Annotated in this window: 16 protein-coding genes; 3 read left to right on the top strand and 13 right to left on the bottom strand. The window is 66.6% G+C overall.

All coding sequences use genetic code 11. The annotated features are described in order from the left end of the window. Positions 1-11: 11 nt before the first annotated feature. From BT264_RS24605 to BT264_RS24595, 3 genes are read right to left on the bottom strand one after another with little or no spacing between them, the layout of a single operon-like run. On the bottom strand, positions 12-1,487 hold the full coding sequence (locus BT264_RS24605) for an efflux transporter outer membrane subunit (protein WP_072441756.1): 1,476 nt from the start codon (positions 1,485-1,487) through the stop codon (positions 12-14). Then, complete coding sequence (locus BT264_RS24600; protein ID WP_072441469.1) at positions 1,487-4,624, bottom strand: multidrug efflux RND transporter permease subunit; 3,138 nt, start codon at positions 4,622-4,624, stop codon at positions 1,487-1,489. Before BT264_RS24600 ends, BT264_RS24605 begins: the two co-directional genes overlap by 1 nt. A 15-nt stretch (positions 4,625-4,639) precedes the next feature. Further along, positions 4,640-5,845 (bottom strand): MexX/AxyX family multidrug efflux RND transporter periplasmic adaptor subunit, encoded by a 1,206-nt coding sequence (locus tag BT264_RS24595; protein ID WP_072441472.1) that lies wholly within the window; start codon positions 5,843-5,845, stop codon positions 4,640-4,642. Positions 5,846-5,994: 149 nt separating this feature from the next. Here BT264_RS24595 and BT264_RS24590 point away from each other — a divergent pair, with 149 nt between their 5' ends. Together BT264_RS24590 and BT264_RS24585 are read left to right on the top strand one after the other, a co-directional pair. Then, the gene (locus BT264_RS24590; RefSeq protein ID WP_072441475.1) at positions 5,995-6,642 is read left to right on the top strand and encodes a TetR family transcriptional regulator; all 648 of its coding nucleotides are present in this window, start codon (positions 5,995-5,997) and stop codon (positions 6,640-6,642) included. 339 nt (positions 6,643-6,981) lie between these two features. Beyond that, positions 6,982-8,247, top strand: a complete 1,266-nt coding sequence (locus tag BT264_RS24585; protein WP_072441478.1) for a M23 family metallopeptidase — start codon at positions 6,982-6,984, stop codon at positions 8,245-8,247. A 165-nt stretch (positions 8,248-8,412) separates the two neighbouring features. Here BT264_RS24585 and BT264_RS24580 read toward each other — a convergent pair whose 3' ends face one another. The 3 genes from BT264_RS24580 to BT264_RS24570 all read right to left on the bottom strand — a co-directional run bounded on the left by BT264_RS24580 (position 8,413) and on the right by BT264_RS24570 (position 10,773). Next, positions 8,413-9,138 (bottom strand): amino acid ABC transporter permease, encoded by a 726-nt coding sequence (locus tag BT264_RS24580; RefSeq protein ID WP_072441758.1) that lies wholly within the window; start codon positions 9,136-9,138, stop codon positions 8,413-8,415. A gap of 2 nt (positions 9,139-9,140) precedes the next feature. Continuing rightward, the gene (locus BT264_RS24575) at positions 9,141-9,863 is read right to left on the bottom strand and encodes an amino acid ABC transporter permease (RefSeq protein ID WP_072441481.1); all 723 of its coding nucleotides are present in this window, start codon (positions 9,861-9,863) and stop codon (positions 9,141-9,143) included. 94 nt (positions 9,864-9,957) lie between these two features. After that, entirely contained in the window at positions 9,958-10,773 is an 816-nt protein-coding gene (locus BT264_RS24570; RefSeq protein WP_041489925.1) for an ABC transporter substrate-binding protein, read from the bottom strand. A gap of 368 nt (positions 10,774-11,141) precedes the next feature. Here BT264_RS24570 and BT264_RS40130 point away from each other — a divergent pair, with 368 nt between their 5' ends. Beyond that, positions 11,142-11,276 (top strand): hypothetical protein, encoded by a 135-nt coding sequence (locus BT264_RS40130; protein ID WP_256260704.1) that lies wholly within the window; start codon positions 11,142-11,144, stop codon positions 11,274-11,276. Positions 11,277-11,352: 76 nt separating this feature from the next. Here the strand turns inward: BT264_RS40130 and BT264_RS24565 are convergent, their stop codons facing one another. From BT264_RS24565 to BT264_RS24530, 7 genes are all read right to left on the bottom strand, one after another. Then, the gene (locus tag BT264_RS24565) at positions 11,353-12,657 is read right to left on the bottom strand and encodes an MFS family transporter (RefSeq protein WP_072441484.1); all 1,305 of its coding nucleotides are present in this window, start codon (positions 12,655-12,657) and stop codon (positions 11,353-11,355) included. Positions 12,658-12,892: 235 nt separating this feature from the next. Continuing rightward, entirely contained in the window at positions 12,893-14,572 is a 1,680-nt protein-coding gene (locus tag BT264_RS24560; RefSeq protein WP_072441487.1) for a SpoVR family protein, read from the bottom strand. After that, positions 14,569-15,837: a YeaH/YhbH family protein gene (locus BT264_RS24555; RefSeq protein WP_034184124.1), complete on the bottom strand. Its 1,269-nt coding sequence runs from the start codon at positions 15,835-15,837 to the stop codon at positions 14,569-14,571. Before BT264_RS24555 ends, BT264_RS24560 begins: the two co-directional genes overlap by 4 nt. Before the next feature lie 125 nt (positions 15,838-15,962). After that, entirely contained in the window at positions 15,963-17,885 is a 1,923-nt protein-coding gene (locus tag BT264_RS24550; RefSeq protein ID WP_034184123.1) for a PrkA family serine protein kinase, read from the bottom strand. A 552-nt stretch (positions 17,886-18,437) separates the two neighbouring features. Beyond that, positions 18,438-20,219 carry a methyl-accepting chemotaxis protein gene (locus BT264_RS24540; protein ID WP_072441489.1) on the bottom strand — a complete coding sequence of 594 codons (1,782 nt, stop codon included), beginning with the start codon at positions 20,217-20,219 and terminating at the stop codon, positions 18,438-18,440. 281 nt (positions 20,220-20,500) lie between these two features. After that, positions 20,501-21,430, bottom strand: coding sequence for a ribokinase (rbsK, locus tag BT264_RS24535; RefSeq protein WP_072441491.1), 930 nt, complete (start codon positions 21,428-21,430; stop codon positions 20,501-20,503). Next, positions 21,427-22,458 (bottom strand): LacI family DNA-binding transcriptional regulator, encoded by a 1,032-nt coding sequence (locus tag BT264_RS24530; RefSeq protein ID WP_072441495.1) that lies wholly within the window; start codon positions 22,456-22,458, stop codon positions 21,427-21,429. The genes rbsK and BT264_RS24530 overlap by 4 nt, the downstream gene beginning before the upstream one ends. Positions 22,459-22,461 lie beyond the last annotated feature (3 nt).

Genomic DNA, 22,461 nt, shown 5'->3' with positions numbered 1-22,461 from the left:
GGCAACGCACATCATGCGGAAGCCGCGACCTCCGCCGACGCCGACGCCGATGCGGGCGCCCAGCCGCCGCCGAGCGCGCGATACAGCGCGATCGCATTCGCGAGCCTGAGCTGCTTGAGCCGGATCAGTTCCTGCCCCGACTCGTACGTGCTGCGCTGCGCGTCGAGCAGTTCGAGATACGTCGCGACGCCGCCCGCATAACGGCGCTCCGCGAGCTTCAGCCGCGCACCGTCCGCCGTGTAGACGTCCTGCTGCGCAGCCAACTGGCGATCGATCCAGTCGCGCGCGGCGAACGCGTCGGCCACTTCGCGGAACGCGGTCTGCACGGTCTTCTCGTATTCGGCGACCGCGATGTGCTTGCGCGCGTTCGCGACATCGAGGTTCGCGCGATTGCGTCCGCCCGCGAAGATCGGCAGCGTGACGCGCGGCGCGAACGTCCACACGCTCGTGCCAGCCGCGAACAGGCTCGAGAACGCGTCGCTGACCGAGCCGTAGTCGGTCGTCAGCGCGATGCGCGGGAAGAACGCCGCGCGTGCGGCGCCGATCTGCGCGTTCGCGGCCTTGAGCCGCGCCTCGGCCTGCCGGATGTCCGGCCGCCGTTCGAGCAGCGCGCTCGGTGCGCCGGGCGCCACGGGCGCGATCGACAACGTGTCGAGCGCGGTCGCGTCGCCGGGCACGTTGCGCGCGAAATCGCCCGCGAGCAACTGCAGCGCCCGCACGGCCTGCGCATGCTCGCGCTGCAGCGCGGCCTGCGACGCACGCGCGGACGCCACCAGCATCTCGGCCGAGCGCAGCTCGATCGCGTCGCTCGTGCCGGCCGCGTAGCGGCGCTGCGTGAGCGCGGCCATCCGCCCGCGTGCGTCGAGCGTGCGCTGCGCCAGCGCGAGCTGCTCGTACAGCGAGCGCTCCGACACATACGCCCCCGCCACTTCGGCGATCACGCCGATACGGACCGTGCGCTGCGCGTCGGCCGTCGCGAAATATTCGGCGAGCGCCGCGTCGGACAGATTGCGCACGCGGCCGAACAAGTCGAGTTCGTACGCACTGACGCCGACGCCCGCGCGATACAGCCCGCTGATCGCGCTTTCGCGCACGACCGGGTCGTACTGGCGCACGCGTTCATAGCCGAGATTCGCATCGACCGACGGCATCAGGTCCGCGCGCTGCACGCCGTACAGCGCACGCGCCTCCTCGAGCCGGCCGGCCGCGATCCGCAGGTCGCGGTTGTTCGCAAGCGCCGCGTCGATCCACGCCTGCAGCGCCGGATCGGTGAAATACGCATGCCAGTCGTCGAGCCGCGCGGCGTCGGCAGGCGTTGCATCAGACGTCGCAGCCGGCTCCAGGCTTCCGTCGGCCGGCGCATAGGTGGCCGGCACCGGCGCCGCCGGCCGCTCGTAGCGCGGCGCGAGCGAGCAGCCGGCGAGCGCGAGCGTGGCGGCCAGCGTGAGCTGGGCCCGCAGCACGGCGCGTGCATTCAGCGCAAACATCATCGGGATCCCTCCATCGTCGCCGGCTGCGTGCCGCCGCGCCGGCGCGGGCCGACGTCGAACAGGCGGCCGACGATCACGAAAAACAGCGGCACGAGGAACACCGCGAGCACGGTCGCCGTGATCACGCCGCCGAGCACGCCGGTGCCGATCGCCATCTGCGCGCCGGATGCCGCGCCCGACGCGAACGCGAGCGGCAGCACGCCGACGCCGAACGCGAGCGACGTCATCACGATCGGCCGCAGCCGCAGCCGCGCGGCCTCGAGCGCGGCATCGACGAGCGACATGCGCTGCGCGACCAGATCCTTCGCGACTTCGACGATCAGGATCGCGTTCTTCGCCGACAAACCGATCGTCGCGATCAGCCCCACCTTGAAATAAATGTCGTTCGGCATCATCCGCAGCGTGACGCCGAGCACCGCGCCGATCACGCCGAGCGGGACGACCAGCATCACCGCGAACGGGATCGACCAGCTCTCGTAGAGCGCCGCGAGCGCGAGGAACACGACCAGCACCGACAGCGCGAACAGCATCGGCGCCTGCGCGCCCGACAGCCGCTCCTCGAACGACTGCCCCGACCACGCGTAGCCGATGCCGGCCGGCAGCTTCGCGGCGATCCGCTCGATCGCGGCCATCGCCTCGCCGCTGCTGTGGCCTGCCGCCGCCGAGCCGTTGATCGTGAACGACGGATAGCCGTTGTAGCGCGTGAGCTGCGGCGGCCCCATCGTCCAGTGCAGCGTCGTGAACGCCGCGAGCGGCACCATCTCGCCGCGCGCGTTGCGCACGCGCAGCTTCTTCACGTCGTCCGGATCGAGCCGGTGCAGCCCGTCGGCCTGCACGACCACGCGCCGCACCTGCGTGCCGTGCATGAAGTCGCCGATATAGTCCGAGCCGAACATCACCGCGAGCGTCGTGTTGATCTCGTCCATCGACACGCCAAGCGCCGACGCCTTCGCGCGATCGATGTCGAGCTTCAGTTGCGGCGCGTCCTGCGTGCCCGCGAACATCAGGTCGGTGAGCGCGCGGTCCTTGCCGCCCGCCGCGAGCAGTTGCTCGCGCGCGGCGCTGAACGTCGCGTAGTCGAGCCCGCCGCGGTTCTGCAACCGGAAGTCGAAGCCGCTCGACGAGCCGAGATCGGGCAGCGCCGGCGAGTTCATCGCGAACACCGTCGTGTTCGGCGTGCCCGCGAAGCGCTCGTTGACGCGCGCGACGATCGACTGCACGTGATCGCGCGCGGCCTTGCGCTCCTTCCAGTTCTTCAGCGTGACGAAGATCATCCCGCCGTTCGGCCCTTCGCCGTACAGGTTGAAACCGCCGAGCGCGAACGTATACGCGGCCGGCTCGTCGGTGCGGATATACGACTCGACCTCGCGCACGCTCTGCATCGTTTCCGCGAGCGGCGTGCCCTGCGGCCGGATCACCATCACCATGAAGTTGCCCTGGTCCTCGTCCGGCAGGAACGCGGTCGGCAGCTGCGTGAGCATCAGCGCCGCGGCCGCGGTCAGCGCGCCGTACACGACGAGCCAGCGCAACGGCTTCTTCAGCATCGCGCCGACACGCGTCGCATAGCGCTGCGTCGCACGCGCGACGAAGCGGTTGAACCAGCCGAAGAAGCCGCGCTTCTCGTGATGGTCGCCGGACACGGGCTTGAGCAGCGTCGCGCACAGCGCGGGCGTCAGCGACAGCGCAAGGAATGCCGAGAAACCGATCGACACCGCGAGCGACAGCGCGAACTGCCGGTAGATGTTGCCCACCGCGCCGCCGAAGAACGCCATCGGCACGAACACCGACGTCAGCACCACGGTGATCCCGACGATCGCGCCGCTGATCTGCTTCATCGCCTTGACGGTCGCGTCGTACGGGCCGAGCCCTTCCTCGACCATCAGCCGCTCGACGTTCTCGACCACGACGATCGCATCGTCGACGAGGATGCCGATCGCGAGCACCATCCCGAACATCGTCAGCACGTTGATCGAGAAGCCCGCCGCATACATCACACCGAACGTGCCCGCGAGCGCGACCGGCACGACGAGCGTCGGGATCAGCGTCGCGCGCAGGTTCTGCATGAACAGGAACATCACGAGGAACACCAGCACGCCGGCCTCGATCAGCGTCGTGACGACCTTGTTCATCGACACGCGCACGAACGACGACGTCTCGTACGGAATCTGGTACTTCACGCCCGGCGGGAAATACGCGGACAGCTCGTCCATCGTCGCGCGCACGCGCTTCTCGGTCGACACCGCATTCGAGCCCGGCGCGAGCTTGATGCCCATCCCGGTCGCGACCTTGCCGTTCACGTACGACGGATAGTTGTAGTCGTTGCCGCCGAACTCGACGCGTGCGACGTCGCGCAGGTATAGCGCGGAGCCGTCGGCCTGCGTGCGCAGCGCGATCGCGCCGAAATCGGCCGGCGTCTTCAGCGGCGCGTCGGCGAACACGGTCGCCGCGATCGGCGCGCTGGCCGGCACCGCGCTGCGGCCGATGTCGCCGATCGTCACGCGCGCGTTGTGCGCGCGCACCGCCGACGCGATATCCGACGCGGTGAGGCCGTGCCCGGCCATCTTCACCGGGTCGGGCCAGATCCGCATCGCATATTCGGCGCCCCAGAACTGCACCCTGCCGACGCCGGCGACGCGGCGCAGCGCCTGCACGACGTTCGCCGATGCATATTCGCCGAGCTGCACGTCGGTCATCCGGCCGTCGTCCGACGTCAGCGACACGACGAGCTGGATGTTGTCGGCGGCCTTCTCGACCTGGATGCCGTCGCGGCGCACGGGCTCGGGCAAGCGCGCCTCGACCGTCTTCAGCCGGTTCTGCACTTCGACGGCCGCGAGATCGGCGTTCACGCCCTGCTTGAATGTCAGGTACAGCGACGCCATCCCGGCGCTGCTCGTCGCGGACGTATACATCAGCCCCGGCGCGCCGTTCATCTCGCGCTCGATCAGCGCGGTCACCGATTCCTCGACGACCTGCGCGGACGCACCCGGGTATGTCGCATAGATGCTGACGACGGGCGGCGCGATGTCCGGATATTGCGCAACGGGCAGCGTGCGGATCGCGAACGCGCCGCCCAGCATGATGAAGATTGCGATCACCCACGCGAAGACGGGGCGATCGATGAAGAAACGTGCCATGTTGGTTTGAACCGGTCAGGTTTGACGGGCGGCCGCTTGCGAAGCGGCCGCTGCCGGCGCCGCCTTCGACGGCGGCGCCTTCTCGACGGGCTTGACGGCCGTATCGGGCGCGAACTGCGCGGCGTTGTCGACGATCACGCGCTCGCCGCCCGTCAGGCCGCGCGTGATGCGCCAGTCATGGCCGCTCATCTGGTCGGCCGCGACCTCGACGTCCTTGACCTTGCCGTTCGTGCCGACGACACGCACCGATGTGCGATCGGTCGTGCGCAGCAGCGCGTCGCGCGGAACGAGGATCGCCCGCTGGTCGACCGCCGTGTCGAGCGCGATCCGCACATACGCGCCCGGCAGCAGCTCGCGCTCCGGATTCGGGAACAGCGCGCGCATCGCGACGGTGTCGGTGGTCGGGTCGACCGCGAGATCGCTGAACAGCAGCTTGCCCTTCAGCGGATACGCGGTGCCGTCGGCGCGCAACAGCGTCACCGCGATGTCGTGCTGCGCAATGCCCGTCGCGCGGCCGCTCTTCACCGCGCGGCGCAGCGCGTCGACATCGGCGGCCGGCTGCGAGAAGTTCACGTAGATCGGATCGAGCTGCTCGACGGTCGTGAGCGGGGTCGCCTGGTCCTGGCCGACGAGCGCGCCTTCGGTCACGAGCGCGCGCCGTGCGCGGCCCGCGATCGGCGCGGTGACGGTCGCATAGTCGAGCTGCAACTGCGCACGCGCGAGCTCGGCCTTCGCGGATACAACCCCGGCTTTCGCCTGCGTGTCGTCGGCAACGGCCTCGGTATGGTCGCGCTCGCTGACCGCGCGGTCGCGCACCAGATCGTCGTAACGGCGGCGCTTGTCGCTCGCCGCGAGCGCGGCGGCCTGCGCCTTCGCGAGCGCACCCTGCGCGGCGTCGCGCGCGGCCTTCAGCGGCGCGGGATCGATGCGGAACAGCACCGCGCCCTGCTTCACTTCCTGGCCTTCCTCGTAGGTGCGCGCGGTGACGATGCCCGCGACCCGCGCGCGCACTTCCGCCTGCCGGTACGCGTCGAGCCGGCCCGGCAATTCGACGGTCATCGGCACGGCTGTCGGGCGTACCGTGACGACGGTCGCCTGCTTCGCGGTCTCTTTCTCCGCGTCCTGCCCGCCCTTGCCGCATCCGGCCACGACGAGCGCGGCCGCCAGCGTGAACGGCGCCAGCCGGCGGCAGCGCGACAGGAAGCAATTGTTGTTATTCATGGTGACCTCGGATCGTTCGCCGCCGATAAAATGCGGCGGCTCAGGGTGGTCGATTATAATCAGTCACGACTGATTAAATAAACGCTGTTTCAACCTGAACGCCACACTGTCTCAATAAAACGACAGCGAATTGTAAGGAAACTCACGACATGGCCCGCAAGACCCGGGAAGAATCGCTCGCAATCAAGCACCGGATCCTCGACGCCGCCGAGCTCGTGCTGCTCGAGAAAGGCGTCGCGCAAACCGCGATGGCGGACCTCGCCGAGGCCGCCGGGATGTCGCGGGGCGCCGTCTACGGCCACTACCGCAACAAGATGGAAGTGTGTCTCGCGATGTGCGACCGCGCGTTCGCGCGCACGTCGGAAGGCTTCGACGCGGGCGACGGCCTGCCGCCGCTCGCCACGCTGCGGCGTGCCGCGTCGCACTATCTGCAGGAGTGCGGCGAGCCGGGCCCGATGCAGCGCGTGCTCGTGATCCTCTATACGAAGTGCGAGCAGAGCGAGGAAAACGGCGCGCTGCAGCGGCGCCGCATGCTGCTCGAACTGCAGATGCTGCGAATCACGAAGGCGCTGCTGCGCCGCGCGATCGCGGCCGGCGAACTCGCCGCCGATCTCGACGTGCATCTGGCCGCCGTCTATCTCGTGTCGCTGCTCGAAGGCGTGTTCGCGTCGATGATCTGGACCAACCGGCTGCGCGGCAATCTGTGGAACGACGCCGAAGCGATGCTCGACGCCGGCTTCGACGCCGTCCGCACGTCCGCCGCGCTGCGTGGCCGCGCGCAAAAATTGCCGGACTGATGAAAATTATCGTAACAAATTCTGATTTAACCCGATTTACCGCACTGTGAAACGAATGAGCTGACCCCCTTTAAAATTTTTAACGTTTCCCGGAACATCGGTAGACTGACGCTGTCATCATTCTTTAGCGTCTTCGTGATAACCGGGTTCGACCCGGTAAACACGCCGCCGTTCGAAGCGGGCCCGCCCCGCGCGTTGGGTCGAACGGAAACGACACAGGCCCCTGGCGGGGCCTGTTTTGTTGCACGCCCGCCGCCCGCCCCGTCGCCATTCGACGGTTGAGCCGCCGGCGGCCCCTGCCCACACCCCCTTTGAACCGCTTTCCTGGATGTGGACACCTTGGTCAAGCCTGCCGCAACTCCTGATGCTTTCGCGCCCGGCCGCGCGCAGCGCGTCGTGCGCGCGCTCGTGCCGGCCGCCGTGCTCGGCGCCCTCGCCGCCCTCGGCCTTGCCGCCGCGCTGCCGGCCGTATCGCAACTGCCGGGCGCCGTCGACTCGGGCACGGCCGTGCTGCCGCAGCGCGTGTTGTCCGACACGCCGTTTCCCACCGCACAGCATTTCGTGACGAGCGAGCTCGCCCGCACGATCGGCGAGCGCAATGAATACGGCGAACGCAACGACCGCAGCCTGCAGCCGGGCCTGTTTGCGCCGCTCAGCGCACACCGCAACGACATGCTCGGCTATGCGAGCCTGTTCCAGCTTGCGCCGCCCGAAAACCAGCACGGGATGCGCGCGGGCGACATCGAACTCACGCTGTCCGATACGCTGAACCGGCTCGACGTGCCGCCCGAGGTGCGCATCCAGCTCGGCGATCTCGTCACCGGCAAGGTCGCGATGCGCGCGAGTGCACAGCGCGGCGACTATTACCGCGTCGCGTTCGATACGACCGACGGCACGCCGCGCCTCACCGCACTCGAACTGCGCGTCGCCGGCCGCACGTTCGGCGCGATCTGGTTCCGCGCGCCGGGTGCCGAGCACGGCGCGTACTACACGCTCGACGGCTCGCCGCTCGAAGCCGCCGCGTTCACGATGCCGGTCAAGTGGACGCGCATCAGCTCGTTCTTCGGCGAGCGCGTCCATCCGCTGTCGCAGGCGATGGCGTTCCACACGGGCGTCGATCTCGCCGCACCGTCCGGCACGCCCGTCGGCGCCGCGGCCGACGGCGTCGTGTCGTTCGTCGGCACCGATCCGGGCGGCTACGGCCGCTACGTGATCGTCGATCACGCGGATGGCTACTCGACCTATTACGCGCACCTGTCCGCGTTCGCGCACGGGCTCAAGACCGGCGAAATCGTGAAGCAGGGCCAGCGGCTCGGTTCGGTCGGGATGACGGGTGCCGCAACGGGCCCGCACCTGCATTTCGAGGTGCGCGTCGCGAACGACCCGGTCGACCCGCTGGTCACGCTTGCCAACGCGCAGACGGCGCTGTCCGACATGCAACTCACCGCGTTCCGCCAGGAAGCGGCGCAATGGCGCTTCCGCCTCGCGTCGATCAATACGGCGCCGTTCGCGTTCGCGCAGAACGACGGGCCGCTGTGGGGCGATTTCGCGACCGACAAATCGACGCTGCGCGCGGTCTTCAACACGCACTACTCGGCGTCGTGACGCGCGTGCCGCCCGCCGTCGCTCCGGAAGCGGCGGCGCAGGCGGCCGGCCATCTACCGTTCCTGTCCGTACTGCACGCCGGGCCCGACCTGCCCGGTGTGCTGCCCGCTGCGGATATTCACTAGCGCTTCCCCACCGGCTGTTCGTCACGGCCACGGCACACCGTCACCGCGCTGGCTCCGCGCGCTCGGCGCTCGCCTGCTCGACACGTTCCGCACGCTGGCCGCGCGACAACAGCCAGCGTGCCGCGCCGTCGAGCGACGTGCACAGCACCAGATAGATCGCCGCGACGAACAGGAAGATCGGCGCCGGATACACCATCAGCCGGTTGTTCACCTGCGTCGCGACGAACGAAAGTTCCGGCACGCCGACGATATACGCGAGCGACGTGTCCTTCACGAGCGCGACCCACTGGTTGACGAACGACGGCGTCATGATCCGGATCGCCTGCGGCAGCAGCACATGGCGCACCGTCTGCCAGCGCGTGAGCCCGAGCGACAGCCCGGCCTGCCATTGGCCGTCGCCCGCGGCGACGATACCCGCATGCACCGCATGCGCGAGATACGCGCCGCCGACGAGCGCGAGCGCGCAGACGACCGTCGCGAGCCCCGGCACATCCATATGCAGCAGCACGGGCATCAGGAAGTACGTCCAGAAGATCAGCATCAGCACGGGAATCGCGCGGAAGAACCCGATGAACGCGAGCAGCAGCAGGCGGCCGGGACCGCGCGCGAGCGCCATCGCGACACCGAGCGCGATGCCGAGCACGGCCGATGCAACGGCCGACGCGATCGCAAGCACCAGCGACAGCGCGGCGCCGCCGAGCGGGCCTTCCGGGAACGCGCCGACGAGCAGGTACGGCAGGTTGGAGAGCAGCAGCGAAAAATCCATCGTCAACGCCTCGCGCCAAGCCGGTCGCGCCATTGCGTGGCCGCGTACGCACCGGCCTCGATCGCGGCCACCGCCGCGACGTACAGCAAGGTCGCAACGCCGAACGCGGCGAAGGTCTTGAACGTTTCAGTTTCGACCTGCCGCGACGCATACGACAGCTCGGCCACACCGATCGCCATCGCGAGCGACGAGTTCTTCACGAGATTCATGTATTGGCCGAACAGCGGCGGCAGCGCGATGCGCACGGCCTGCGGCAATACCACGTAGCGCAGCGACTGCATCGGCGTGAGGCCGAGCGCGGCTGCCGCGTCATGTTGCGCGCGGCGCACGCCGCGCAGGCCGGCTTCGCATTCCTCGGCGACGAACGCGGCCGTGTATGCGCTCAGCCCGACCCAGCCCGCGACGAATTCGAACGATGGCCATGCGAGCGTGAGCGGGCCCGCGCTCACTTCATGGCGCGCGTTCAGCCACGCGATCCACGTGTCGGGCAGCAACGACGCGACGCCGAAATACCAGAACAGCAACTGCACGAGCAGCGGCGTGTTGCGGAACGCGACGACGTATGCGGCGGCCGCCGTGCGCAGCACCCTGCCGCGCGCATGCCGCATGACCGCGAGCAGCAGCCCGCCGGCGGTCGCGGCGACGGCCGACGCGGCCGCGAAGCCGAGTGTCAGCAGGAAACCCTGCCAAAGCCAGGACAGATATTTGGGAGCCAACCCGAGCATGCTGAGGGACGTGCGCTAAGCACGCGATCGGAACAAAACGGAAAGCGCCGCGATGCCGATGTTCCGGCAAATCGCGGCGCGCGTGCGACGCGGCTCAGGTCTTGTCGCCGATGCGGAAGATGCGCGTGAGCGGCGTCTTCGTCGTCGGCCCGAACCATGCGTCGTAGATTTGCACGGCGCGGCCATTCGCCTCGAGCCCCTTCAGCGTGTCGTTGACGAAGCCCAGCAGGCGCGTCTCGCCTTTCGGCACGCCGACGCCCATGTAGTCGTTCGAGATCGTGAAAGCGGGGATCTCGTAGTTCTGCTTGTCGGGCACGTTCGCGAGCAGGCCGATCAGCTTCGGGCCGTCCTGCGTGATCGCCTGCACGTTGCCGGCGCGCAGCGCGGCGAACGCGAACGGCGTGTCGTCGTACGCGACGATCGTCGCCTTCGGGAATTTCTCGCGCAACGTGATCTCGTTCGTCGTGCCCTTGTCCGCGCCGACGCGCAGGCCGTTCAACTGGTCGGCCGATTTCAGCACGCCCTTCTTCGCGAGAAACTGCTGGCCCGACGAGAAATACGGAATGCTGAAGTCGACCTGCTTCGCGCGCTCGTCGGTGATCGTGAAGTTCGCAAGCACGAGATCGACCTTGCCGGACGTCAGGAACGGAATGCGGTTCGCGGGGTTGGTCGGCTGGAGTTGCAGCTTTACGCCGAGCTTGTCGGCGAGTGCCTTCGCATAGTCGACGTCGAGGCCGACGATGTGGTTGTTCTTCGCATCGACATAACCGAACGGCGGGTTGCTGTCGAACGTCGCGACGCGCAGCACGCCGGCCTTCTTGATGTCGTCGAGACGGTCCGCATGCGCGACCGTGCCTGCGGTAACGAGCGCAGCCCCGACGAGCCACGTAGCGAGAGTGTGGATTTTCATGAGCACGACCTGATTTGTCATGAAGGCCGCCGCGGATCGCGCGGCGGCCGGTTCGAGGAACATCGCGACGAAGTGTGGTGTCGCGAAGCCGCTAACGTATCAGCGCGTGCGGCGAATCCGAACCAACAAATGGTGCTTTGCTCAGCGGGTTTCGTGATGAGCCATGCGAGCCGCGCAGCGGCACCAACCCCGTCGGGACTGGCGTGGCATGCAGCGCAAAAAAAGACGCCCGCTGCAGGCAGCGGGCGCGAATCCCAGTCAAGGAGGTGTCACACGAACTACCGGCTCAGATTAAGGAAATTGAGCGTAACGGACAACGAATCGATTTCGATATCGATATGACGCGCCCCGCCGACGCGATGCCGAGGATGTCTACCTGCGCGATCGTCCGGTTCGCTGTATACGGCCCGTCGCGCTCGCCGAGCGTCGAGCAGATGTTCGCATGGCTGGTCGAGCGAGGCCGGCCGTCGAGCATGTTCGACCACGCGCCGCCGCACGCGTAATCGCGCGCCGCAAAAAAACGTCCCGCCGGCTGGCAGGACGTTCGTCACGATGCGACTGCGCGCGATGCGCAATCGATCACGGTTCGTTGCGCAGATAACCTTCCTTGCTCGGATCGCGCATCCGCCACGACACGATCAGCGAGATCGCGCACAGCACCGTCACGTACCAGTAAAAGGTTTCCTCGCTGCCGATCGACTTGAACCACAGCGCGACATACTCGGCCGAGCCGCCGAAGATCGCGTTCGCGACCGCGTACGACAGGCCGACGCCCATCGCGCGCACTTCCGGCGGGAACATCTCGGCCTTGATGAGGCCGCTGATCGACGTATAGAAGCTGACGATCGCCAGCGCGACCGTGATCAGCACGAACGCTGCCACGGGGCTCGTCACGTCCTTCAGCGCATGCATCAGCGGCACCGTGCCGATCACCGCGAACGAGCCGAACAGGATCATCGACGTGCGGCGGCCGATCTTGTCGGACAGTGCGCCGAACACCGGCTGCATCAGCATGTAGACGAGCAGCGCGACGGTCATCACGTTGCTGGCCGTCTTCGCGTGCATGCCGGCCGTGTTCACGAGGTACTTCTGCATGTACGTCGTGAACGTGTAGAAGATCAGCGAGCCGCCGGCCGTGAAGCCGACCACCGTGAAGAACGCGCCCTTGTGCCGCCACACGCCGCGGATCGTGCCGGCGTCCTTCTTGTCGCGCGATGCGCTCGTCGACGTCTCGTCGAGCGATTTCCGCAGGTACAGCGAGATCAGCGCGGCCGCCGCGCCGACGACGAACGGAATGCGCCAGCCCCACGCCTTCAGTTCATCGGTCGACAGCGTCTGCTGCAGGATCACGAGCACCAGCAACGCACAAAGCTGGCCGCCGATCAGCGTCACGTACTGGAACGACGCGAAGAAGCCGCGCCGGCCCTTCAGCGCGACCTCGCTCATGTAGGTCGCGCTCGTGCCGTATTCGCCGCCCACCGACAGGCCCTGGAACAGGCGTGCGACCAGCAGCAGCGCCGGCGCGAGCGCGCCGATCTGCGCATAGGTCGGCAGCACCGCGATCACGAGCGAACCGCCGCACATCATCAGCACCGAGATCATCATCGCCGCGCGGCGGCCGTGACGGTCGGCGATGCGGCCGAACAGCCAGCCGCCGATCGGGCGCATCAGGAAACCGGCCGCGAACACGCCGGCCGTGTTCAGCAGCTGCGTCGTCGTGTTGCCGCTCGGGAAGAACGCCGGCGCGAAGTACAGCGCGCAGAACGAGTAGATGTAGAAGTCGAACCACTCGACGAGGTTGCCCGATGAGGCGCCGACGATGGCGAACACGCGCCGCCGGGTGTCATGCGCGGACAGCGCAGCTTGGTCGGTCTGGACGTCCATGGATTGGTCTGTTCCTTTTAATGCTTTCTGGGCGAGACGGCTTGGGGGCCGCCGCGTGCGGTCGCACGTGGCACCGGTTCCGGCGGCACGGCGCTACGCGATTTTAGCGAAATGTAAAGTAACAGGCTTTCCGGGTTCGTCCGGATGTAGAAAATTTTTCTCCCGCCGCGCGTTCGTCATATGAAAACGCCAGCCCGTGGGCTGGCGTCCGATGCAAACTATTCGAAAGCGGCGCTCACACACGCACCTCCGGCGGCACGTAGCGGCACTCGTAGCGCTTGCGCACGGTGCCGGCCTCGTCGACGCTTTCCAGGTACACGTCGAACTGCCACAGCCGCGCCATGTGCTTGAGCACTTCGTCGCTGTCGCTCGACAGGTGGCGGTTGTCGGTCATGAAGTGGCGCAGCGTGAGGCTGCGGTCGCCGCGCGTGTTCACGGCCCACACCTGGATGTTCGGCTCGCGGTGATGGATGTCGTACTGCCGCGACAACGCCTGCCGCACGTACTGGTAGCCGGAATCGTCGTGGATCGCCGACACCTCGAGCGAATCGCGCATGTCGTCGTCGAGCACCGAGAAGAGCCGCATCTCGCGGATCAGGTTCGGCGACAGGTACTGCGCGATGAAGCTCTCGTCCTTGAAGTTGCGCATCGCGTAGTGCATCGCCGGCAGCCACGGGGTGCCCGCGATCTCCGGAAACCACTTGTAGTCCTCTTCCGTCGGTGCTTCGCAGATCCGCCGGATGTCGCTCATCATCGAGAAACCGAGGGCGTACGGGTTGATCCCGCTGTAGTACGGCTTCGTGACGGGCGGCTGGTAGACCACGTTGCTGTGCGAATGCAGGAACTCCATCATGAAGCTGTCTTCCAGCTTGCCCTGGTTGTACAGCGTGTTCAGCAGCGTGTAGTGCCAGAACGTCGCCCAGCCTTCGTTCATCACCTGCGTCTGCCGCTGCGGGTAGAAATACTGGCCGATCTTGCGCACGATGCGGATCACTTCCCGCTCCCACGGCTCGAGCAGCGGCGCGTTCTTCTCCGCGAAATACAACAGGTTCTCCTGCGGCTCGGGCGGATAGCGGTCTTCCTGCTCCTCCATCAGCTCGGGTTTCTTGCCCGGCAGCGTGCGCCACAGTTCGTTCACCTGCGACTGCAGGTACGCCTCACGCTCGCGCCGCAACGCCGCTTCCTTCGACAGCGACGGCTTCTGCGGCCGCTTGTAGCGATCGACGCCATAGTTCATCAGCGCATGGCACGAATCGAGCAGTTCCTCGACGCGATCGAGCCCGTAGCGCTCCTCGCATTCCGCGACGTAGTTCTTCGCATACACGAGATAGTCGATGATCGCGTGCGCGTCGGTCCACAGCCGGAACAGGTAGTTGCCCTTGAAAAACGAGTTGTGCCCGTACGCCGCGTGCGCGATCACGAGCGCCTGCATCGTCATCGTGTTCTCTTCCATCAGATACGCGATGCACGGGTTCGAATTGATGACGATTTCGTACGCGAGGCCCATCTGGCCGCGGCGGTAGCTCTTCTCGGTCGAAAGGAAGTGCTTGCCGAACGACCAGTGGCGGTAGTTGACGGGCATCCCGACCGACGCATACGCGTCCATCATCTGTTCGGCGCTGATCAGTTCGAGCTGGATCGGATAGATGTCGAGCTCGTATTGTTCGGCGACCTGCGAGATGTGCGTGTCGTATTCCTCGAGCAGTTCGAACGTCCAGTCGGACGGGCACGGCAGCGGCTTGCGTTCGGCAACGTTCATACGCGCTTCCTTTTGCCCGGAACCGGGCAAGTCGGCGGCCGGCGGCGACGGTTCGGCCTGCGCGCGTTGCTGCGATGCGGCAGGGCCGGCCGTGTCGTCGCCGGAGGGGCGCGGCTCGTAGCCGCGCGACTCGTTGTGCAGATGGCGGGTCGTCATGACGTTTCCACCTGCTTTTCGAACAATTCGCGAAACACCGGGTAAATGTCGGCAGCCGATTCCACTTTTTTCATCGCGAGATGCGGTTGCGACAGCGCCAGTTGCGCGTATTCCAGCCACAAATTCTGCTCTTCCGGCGCGACCTGGATATACGCGAAGTAACGCGTCTTCGTGAGGATATCCTCTTCCAGGATTTTGCGACACTTGGGCGAATCGTCGGTCCAGTTGTCGCCGTCGGACGCCTGCGCGCCGTAGATGTTCCATTCGGTCGGCGAGTAACGCTCGTTCTGCACCTTGCGCATCAGTTCGAGCGCGCTCGATACGACCGTGCCGCCGCTCTCGGTCGAATGGAAGAAGGTATCCTCGTCGACTTCCTCGGCGCGCGTATGGTGACGGATGAACACGACCTCGATGCGCTCGTAGTTGCGCTTGAGGAACAGGTAAAGCAGGATGAAGAAGCGCTTCGCGAGATCCTTGCGCTGCTCGTCCATCGAGCCCGACACGTCCATCAGGCAGAACATCACGGCCTGGCTCGACGGCTGCGGCTGCTTCACGCGGTTGATGTAGCGCAGGTCGAACGGATCGATGAACGGAATCCGCCAGATGCGTCCCTTCAGGTGATGGATCTCGGCCTCGAGCGTCGCGATTTCCGCGCGGCGGTCTTCCGGATCGCTCTTCATCGCTTCGAGCTGTGCCTCGAGTTCGCGCAGCTCGTTGACGAGCGGCGAGCCGAGCGCGATGCGCCGGCCGAGCGCGCTGCGCAGCGAACGCACGACGTCGATGTTGTTCGGCGTGCCTTCCGCCGACCAGCCCGCGCGCACGTTCTTCCAGCTCGGCACCGTCAGCAGGTGCGTCTTCACGAGGCGCGGCAGTTCGAGATCGTCGAAGAAGTACTGCATGAACTCGTCGCGCGACAGCTCGAACACGAAATCGTCCTGCCCTTCGCCCTCGTTGCTCGCCTGACTGCCGCCGCCGCCCGAACCGCCCTGCGGACGCGGGATCTTGTCGCCGCGCACGTAGTCCTCGTTGCCGGGATGCACGTATTCACGACGCCCGCCCGGCCCGTGCCGGAAATTCGGCTCCGCGATGTCCTTGCGCGGGATCGTGATGCTCTGCGTGCTCTGGATATCCTTGATGCTACGGTCGCGCACCGCGTCGGACACGGCACGACGAATGTAGTTCTTGACGCGACGCAGAAAGCGTTCGCGGTTGGCGATACTCTTGTTCTTGCCGGCCAGCCTGCGGTCGATGATTTGATGAAGCACTGCCGGTCTCCCGCTCGAAAGTCGATATGCCGGGACGCTCGCCGCACATGCCGTCTCCCGTCATGCGGGCGGCGTCCCTGAAAGCGCCCGTGCGGACTCGCCGCACGGGCTCGGTACCGCGCGCGTCATGACGACTTGCGCACGCGCAGGTACCAGTCGCAAAGCAGCCTCACCTGCTTCGGCGTATAGCCCTTCGCGACCATCCGGTTTACAAAGTCCTCATGCTTGCGCTGCTCTTCCGCCGAACCCTTCGCGTTGAACGAAATCACCGGCAACAGTTCCTCGGTGTTCGAGAACATCTTCTTCTCGATCACGACGCGCAACTTCTCGTAGCTCGTCCACACGGGGTTCTTGCCCGCATTCGCCGCCCGCGCACGCAACACGAAGTTCACGATCTCGTTGCGGTAATCCTTCGGATTGCTGATGCCGGCGGGCTTCTCGATCTTCTCCAGCTCCGCGTTCAGCGCGGCGCGATCGAAGCTCTCGCCCGTATCGTGATCGCGGAATTCCTGATCCTGGATCCAGAAGTCGGCATACGTGACGTAGCGGTCGAAGATGTTCTGGCCGTACTCCGAATACGACTCGAGGTAGGCCGTCTGGATCTCCTTGCCGATGAAATCCGCGTAGCGCGACGCGAGCACGTCCTTCACGAAGGACAGGTACTTCTGCTCGGTTTCCGGCGGGAACTGCTCGCGTTCGATCTGCTGTTCGAGCACGTACATCAGGTGCACGGGATTGGCCGCGACCTCGCTCGAATCGAAGTTGAACACGCGCGACAGGATCTTGAACGCAAAGCGTGTCGACACGCCCGTCATCCCTTCGTCCACGCCCGCGTAGTCGCGATATTCCTGGTACGACTTCGCCTTCGGATCGGTGTCCTTCAGGTTTTCGCCGTCGTACACCTGCATCTTCGAGAACAGGCTCGAATTCTCCGGCTCGTGCAGGCGCGACAGCACCGAGAACTGCGACATCATCTTCAGCGTGCCCGGCGCGCATACGGCCTCGGCGAGCGACGAGTTGCGGATCAGCTTCTCGTAGATCTTGGTCTCTTCCGACACACGCAGGCAGTACGGCACCTTCACGACGAAGATCCGGTCGAGCAGCGCCTCGTTGTTGCGGTTGTTGCGGAACGCCTTCCACTCCGACTCGTTCGAGTGCGCGAGGATGATCCCGTCGAACGGAATCGCGCCGAAGCCCTCGGTGCCCTTGAAGTTGCCTTCCTGCGTGGCGGTCAGCAGCGGGTGCAGCACCTTGATCGGCGCCTTGAACATTTCGACGAACTCGAGCAGGCCCTGGTTCGCGAGGCACAGGCCGCCCGAGTAGCTGTATGCGTCGGCGTCGTCCTGCGCATACTGCTCGAGCTTGCGGATGTCGACCTTGCCGACCAGCGACGAGATGTCCTGGTTGTTCTCGTCCCCCGGCTCCGTCTTAGCGATGCCGATCTGCCGCAGGATCGACGGATAGCGGCGCACGACGCGGAACTGGCGGATGTCGCCGTTGTATTCGTGCAGGCGCTTGACGGCCCACGGGCTCAGGATGCTCTTCAGGTAGCGGCGCGGAATGCCGTACTGTTCCTCTAGGATCGGGCCGTCCTCGTCGTAGTCGAACAGCCCCAGCGGCGATTCGTTGACGGGCGAGCCCTTCAGTGCATAGAACGGCACGCGCTCCATCAGTTGCTTCAGACGCTCGGCGATCGACGACTTGCCGCCGCCCACCGGACCGAGCAGATAGAGGATCTGCTTCTTCTCTTCGAGCCCTTGCGCGGCGTGGCGGAAATACGCGACCACCTGCTCGATCACTTCCTCCATTCCGTAGAACTCACGGAATGCGGGATAGACCTTGATGACCTTGTTCGCGAAGATCCGCGACAGGCGCGGCTCGTTGCGGGTATCGATGTGTTCAGGTTCCCCGATTGCTGCCAGCATGCGTTCACCAGCCGTCGCGTACGCGGATGGATCGTTCTTGCAGAGCGCGAGATACTCCTCCAGCGAGAGCTCTTCCTCTCGCATTTTTTCGAAGCGGTTCGCGAAGCTGCTGTAAATATCCATGCTACCTCCCTCGCCTGAGTCTGAAGACGTGCCTGCCTTCGTACGACTGCGCAGAAGCAAGCGCGTTCGAATTCATCCTAAACCCTTTCTAATTTTTTTTCACGAACTCTTCGTATGAAGTTCGTCATTCTCGACAACACCGCTTGGACAACGTATTTCGTCGTTTTACAATCGACCTCCCGAGCCGCAGAAACTGCATCCGTCGCGTCTCGTCGAACAACGGATCGTCTTGTGCGTTGGACACTTCCGACGTCGTCACGCCCCCCTTCATCCCTATACGTTCGAGCCGTCGTTTACGACGACACGCCGCGCGCACCGTTACAATTTTTTTGCCGTGCCCCTTACGGAGATACCCGTACGACGGATGCGGGAACACGACGCGCACCGTTGCGCGTGTTGCGCGCATCCGTCGGTGCTGGTCGCGCGATGCATGCGACGATGCGTGACCGTTCACGCGCGCTGTCACATTTTGTCCGCCGCCGAAACGACGACGCCCGCATGTCGCGGGCGTCGTTCGTCACCAAATGGGGATAGATGCGCGGCACGCGCGAATCAGAAGGTCTCCCAGTCGTCGGAGCCGGCGGCAGCAGCGACCGGCGCCGCTGCGGGCGCTGCGGATGCAGCCACGGGCTTGCGCGCCGGCATCGCCGCAGCCATGCGCTTCGGCGGTGCATCGCGATCGTCGCGCGCAGCAGCCTGTTGTGCCGGTGCCGGCGCGGCAACCGCCGCCGTGGGTGTGCGCGATGCGTGACGCGCTGCGACCGGCGCGACGCCGCCCGGGCGTGCCGCTTCGTCGTCGAGCTGGAACACCGACGCCGTTTCACGCAGGCGCGCGGCCTGTTCATCGAGCGACTGCGCGGCGGCCGCGGCTTCCTCGACGAGCGCCGCATTCTGCTGCGTGACCTCGTCCATCTGCGCAACGGCGCGCGCCACCTGGTCGATCCCGCCGCTCTGCTCCTCGGACGCCGCGGCGATTTCACCCATGATGTCCGTCACGCGCTGCACCGCACTGATCACGTCGCTCATCGTGCGCCCCGCTTCGTCGACCAGCGTGGAACCCGACCGGATGCGCTCCACCGACGCGTCGATCAGCGCCTTGATCTCCTTGGCCGCGGTCGACGAACGCTGGGCGAGGCTGCGCACCTCGCCCGCGACGACCGCAAAGCCGCGCCCTTCCTCGCCCGCGCGTGCGGCTTCGACGGCCGCATTCAGCGCAAGAATGTTGGTCTGGAACGCGATTCCCTCGATGATCGCGATGATGTCCGCGATCTTGGCCGAGCTGTCGTTGATCTCGCCCATCGTGCCGACCACCTGGCCGACCACCGTATTGCCCTTGTTTGCAATCTCCGACGCATTCGCGGCCAGTGCGCTTGCCTGGCGTGCATTGTCCGCGTTCTGTTTCACGGTGCCGGTCAGCTGTTCCATGCTCGATGCGGTTTCCTGCAGCGCAGCGGCCTGTTCCTCGGTGCGCGACGACAGGTCGATGTTGCCGGCCGCGATCTGGCGGGCCGCGGTCGCGATCGACTCGCTGCCGCCGCGCACGGTGCGAACCGTGTCGACGAGCCCGCGCTGCATCTTCGCGAGGCCGTCGAGAAGCTGGCCCATCTCGTCGCGCCGGTGCACGACGATCGGCCGGCGCAGGTCACCTGCGGAAATCGCGTCGAAATGCGCGAGCGCGTCCGCGATCGGGCGGCCGATCGCGCGGCTCAGCGTCAGCCACGACAACAGCGCGGCGCCGATGCCGGCCGCGAGCGCGACGATCGACAGCACGCGCAGCGTGTCGTACACCGATTGCGCATGATCGAAGCCCTCCTTTGCAGCGGTGAACTGGAAGTTGCGCAGTGCCTCGCCCGCCACCGAGAGGTCGGTGTAGAGCGCCTGGAGCTGTTTGGCGCCGTCGCCGATGCGATCGCGCTGGTCGGCCCCGACGATGCTCGCGAACGCGTCGCAACTGCGTTGCAGCGCCAGCCGCTTCGCTGCGACATCCTGCGCCAGGCGATCCTCCTCCGCGTCGCGCGGCAGCGCGAGGTATTTCTGCCACCACGCGTCGGACTGCGTGCGCATCGCGCGGCTGCGCTCGATGGCCGCCGCCGAGTCGGGCGTGCCGGACAGCAGCGCCGCGCGGTCGAGCGCGAGGCGCTCGCGCGCGGCGAACATTTCCGCGACCGCCACGTCGACCGCACTCGGCATCTGGTTCGTGAAAATATCGCGCGTCGAGTCGTTCGCACGCGTCATCCCGTACAGCCCGAGCACGCCGGTTACGCCCAGCAGCACCGCCAGAAACGCCATCGTCAAACCGATGCGCGCACGAATCGTCAGGTTCCTGAAGACCATCATCCTTCCTGTGTTGCGTCGTCATGAACGGGCCGGGCCCGTTGGCTCGAAGCATTGCTTCACTCGGTGCATTTACGACCGTACGCTGCACAACTTGATGGTTTCCACGGTATTTTTTCGAATTATTTGTCTGTTTATTTCATCCTTCTGAATAATTGGTGCGAGATCCGGGTGGCGACAAACAGGATGGGAGAGGGCTCGCGCGATGCCGGCCGGGGCAGCAGACACGGCCGGCCGTCTCGTGCGACGGCCGGCCGTGATGCGGCATCAGGGATCCAGCCCTATTCGGCCAGTTCCGCGAGTGTCGGAATCGACGGCTGCGCGCCCGCTCGCGTGACCGACAGCGCCGCCGCGCGTTGCGCGAAGCGGATGGCCGCGTCGACGTCCGCGCCGGCTGCGATCCGCGCGGAAAAACCGCCGATGAAGGTATCGCCGGCCGCCGTCGTGTCGACGGCCTGCACGGCCGGCGCCGGATAATGCCGCGCGATGCCGTCGGCCGTCAGCGCGAGCACGCCGCGCGCACCGAGCGTGACCAGCACGTTGCGCGCGCCGCCGGCCTGCAGCGCACGCGCGGCGGCTTCGGCACCGGCCGGATCGCGTACCGGCAGCGCGGTCAGCGCGGCGGCCTCGACTTCGTTCGGGATCAGGTAATCGACGAGCGGCAGCCAGCCGGCCGGCAGCGGCGCGACGGCCGGGGCCGGATTGAGCACCACCGTGCGGCCGAGCCGCCGCCCGGCCGACAGCGCCGCGAACACCGCGTCGGGCGGCGTCTCGAGCTGGCAGATCAGCACGTCGGCCGACGCCAGCGCGGCTTCGTGCCGTGCGATCGTATCGGTCGTGACCTCGCCGTTGCCGCCCGCGACGATCACGATCGCGTTCTGGCTCGCATCGTCGACGACGATCAGCGCGACGCCGGTCGACGCCGACGCGCTCGTCGCAAGCCCCGTGCAGTCGATGCCCTCGGCTTCGAGGCCCGCGCGCAGTGCCGCGCCGTGCGCGTCCGCGCCGACGCAGCCGATCATCGCGACCTGCGCGCCGAGCCGGGCGGCGGCAACGGCCTGGTTGCCGCCCTTGCCGCCCGCCGCCTGCGCGAACGCGTGCCCGGCGAGCGTTTCGCCCGGCAGCGGCAACCGCGGCGCACGCACGACGAGATCCATGTTCAGGCTGCCGACCACCGTCACGCGGCCGGCGCCCGCAGCGAGCGCCGTCATGCGCGACCGCCCGATGCGGCCGGTTCGCGGTAGATCGCCGTCGATTCGCGCAGCACGAGGCGCGGCGACACGACGCGACGGCGGCTCGGCACGGCCGTCGAGCCGCCGCCGATCCGCTCGATCAGCGTCTGCGCGGCCATTTCGCCGAGCGCGCGCACCGACTGGCCGACCGTCGACAGCGCAGGATATGTGTAGCGGGAAAATTCGATGTCGTCGAAACCGATGATCGAGCAGTCGTCGGGCACGCGCATTCCGCGCTCGGCGGCCGCGCGCAGCGCGCCGACGCCCATCAGGTCGTTGCCCGCGAAGATCGCGCTCGGCCGCACCGATTCGAACAGCCGCGACGCCGCGTGATAACCGCCGAGGCACGAAAAGTCGCTTTCCGCGATCGCGCCCGGCACGATGTCGACCCCGCGCTCGGCCATCGCGCGGATGAAGCCGTGCACGCGCATCGCGCTGACGGCCGTGTCGGTCGGCCCGGTGATGCAGCCGATCTTCGCGTGCCCGAGTTCGAGCAGGTGGCGCGTCGCCAGGTACGCGCCGCGTTCGTGGTCGATCTGCACGAGATCGGCCGCGAGCCCCTCGATGTTGCGGTCGACGACGACGAGCGGCGCATGCGTGTCCGCGAGCGTCTGCGCCAGCACCGCATCCTCGCCTGCCGATGCGACGATCAGCCCGTCGATGCGCTTTTCCTGCAGCACGCGCAGGTAGTTGCGCTGCTTCACGGGATCGTCGTCCGAGTTGCAGAAGAACACGCAATAGCCGTTGGCCGCGCACTGATCCTCGATGCCGCGCGCAAGCTCCGCGAAGTACGGATTCGTGCTGTTCGGCACGACGAGGCCGATGGTCGCCGTCGCCCGCGCCTTCAGCGAGCGCGCCACGGCCGATGGCACGTAGTTCAGCTCGCGGATTGCGCCCTCGACCTTCGCACGCACATCCGCTGACACCGGCCGCGAATTGTTCACCACGTGCGAGACGGTCGTAAACGACACGCCCGCCATGGCCGCCACATCCTTGATCGTCGCCATTTC

Origin of the sequence: Burkholderia sp. NFPP32 (assembly GCF_900119325.1) — a bacterium.
Taxonomy (GTDB): domain Bacteria; phylum Pseudomonadota; class Gammaproteobacteria; order Burkholderiales; family Burkholderiaceae; genus Burkholderia; species Burkholderia pyrrocinia_C.
This window is presented reverse-complemented; position numbering and strand designations above follow the sequence as displayed.

Coding starts and splice junctions, on each gene's coding strand:
- BT264_RS24605 (WP_072441756.1), bottom strand. CDS start 1,487: ATGTTTGCGCTGAATGCACGCGCCGTGCTGCGGGCCCAGCTCACGCTG.
- BT264_RS24600 (WP_072441469.1), bottom strand. CDS start 4,624: ATGGCACGTTTCTTCATCGATCGCCCCGTCTTCGCGTGGGTGATCGCA.
- BT264_RS24595 (WP_072441472.1), bottom strand. CDS start 5,845: ATGAATAACAACAATTGCTTCCTGTCGCGCTGCCGCCGGCTGGCGCCG.
- BT264_RS24590 (WP_072441475.1), top strand. CDS start 5,995: ATGGCCCGCAAGACCCGGGAAGAATCGCTCGCAATCAAGCACCGGATC.
- BT264_RS24580 (WP_072441758.1), bottom strand. CDS start 9,138: ATGGATTTTTCGCTGCTGCTCTCCAACCTGCCGTACCTGCTCGTCGGC.
- BT264_RS24575 (WP_072441481.1), bottom strand. CDS start 9,863: ATGCTCGGGTTGGCTCCCAAATATCTGTCCTGGCTTTGGCAGGGTTTC.
- BT264_RS24570 (WP_041489925.1), bottom strand. CDS start 10,773: ATGAAAATCCACACTCTCGCTACGTGGCTCGTCGGGGCTGCGCTCGTT.
- BT264_RS40130 (WP_256260704.1), top strand. CDS start 11,142: ATGTCTACCTGCGCGATCGTCCGGTTCGCTGTATACGGCCCGTCGCGC.
- BT264_RS24565 (WP_072441484.1), bottom strand. CDS start 12,657: ATGGACGTCCAGACCGACCAAGCTGCGCTGTCCGCGCATGACACCCGG.
- BT264_RS24560 (WP_072441487.1), bottom strand. CDS start 14,572: ATGACGACCCGCCATCTGCACAACGAGTCGCGCGGCTACGAGCCGCGC.
- BT264_RS24550 (WP_034184123.1), bottom strand. CDS start 17,885: ATGGATATTTACAGCAGCTTCGCGAACCGCTTCGAAAAAATGCGAGAG.
- BT264_RS24540 (WP_072441489.1), bottom strand. CDS start 20,219: ATGGTCTTCAGGAACCTGACGATTCGTGCGCGCATCGGTTTGACGATG.
- rbsK (WP_072441491.1), bottom strand. CDS start 21,430: ATGACGGCGCTCGCTGCGGGCGCCGGCCGCGTGACGGTGGTCGGCAGC.
- BT264_RS24530 (WP_072441495.1), bottom strand. CDS start 22,458: ATGGCGACGATCAAGGATGTGGCGGCCATGGCGGGCGTGTCGTTTACG.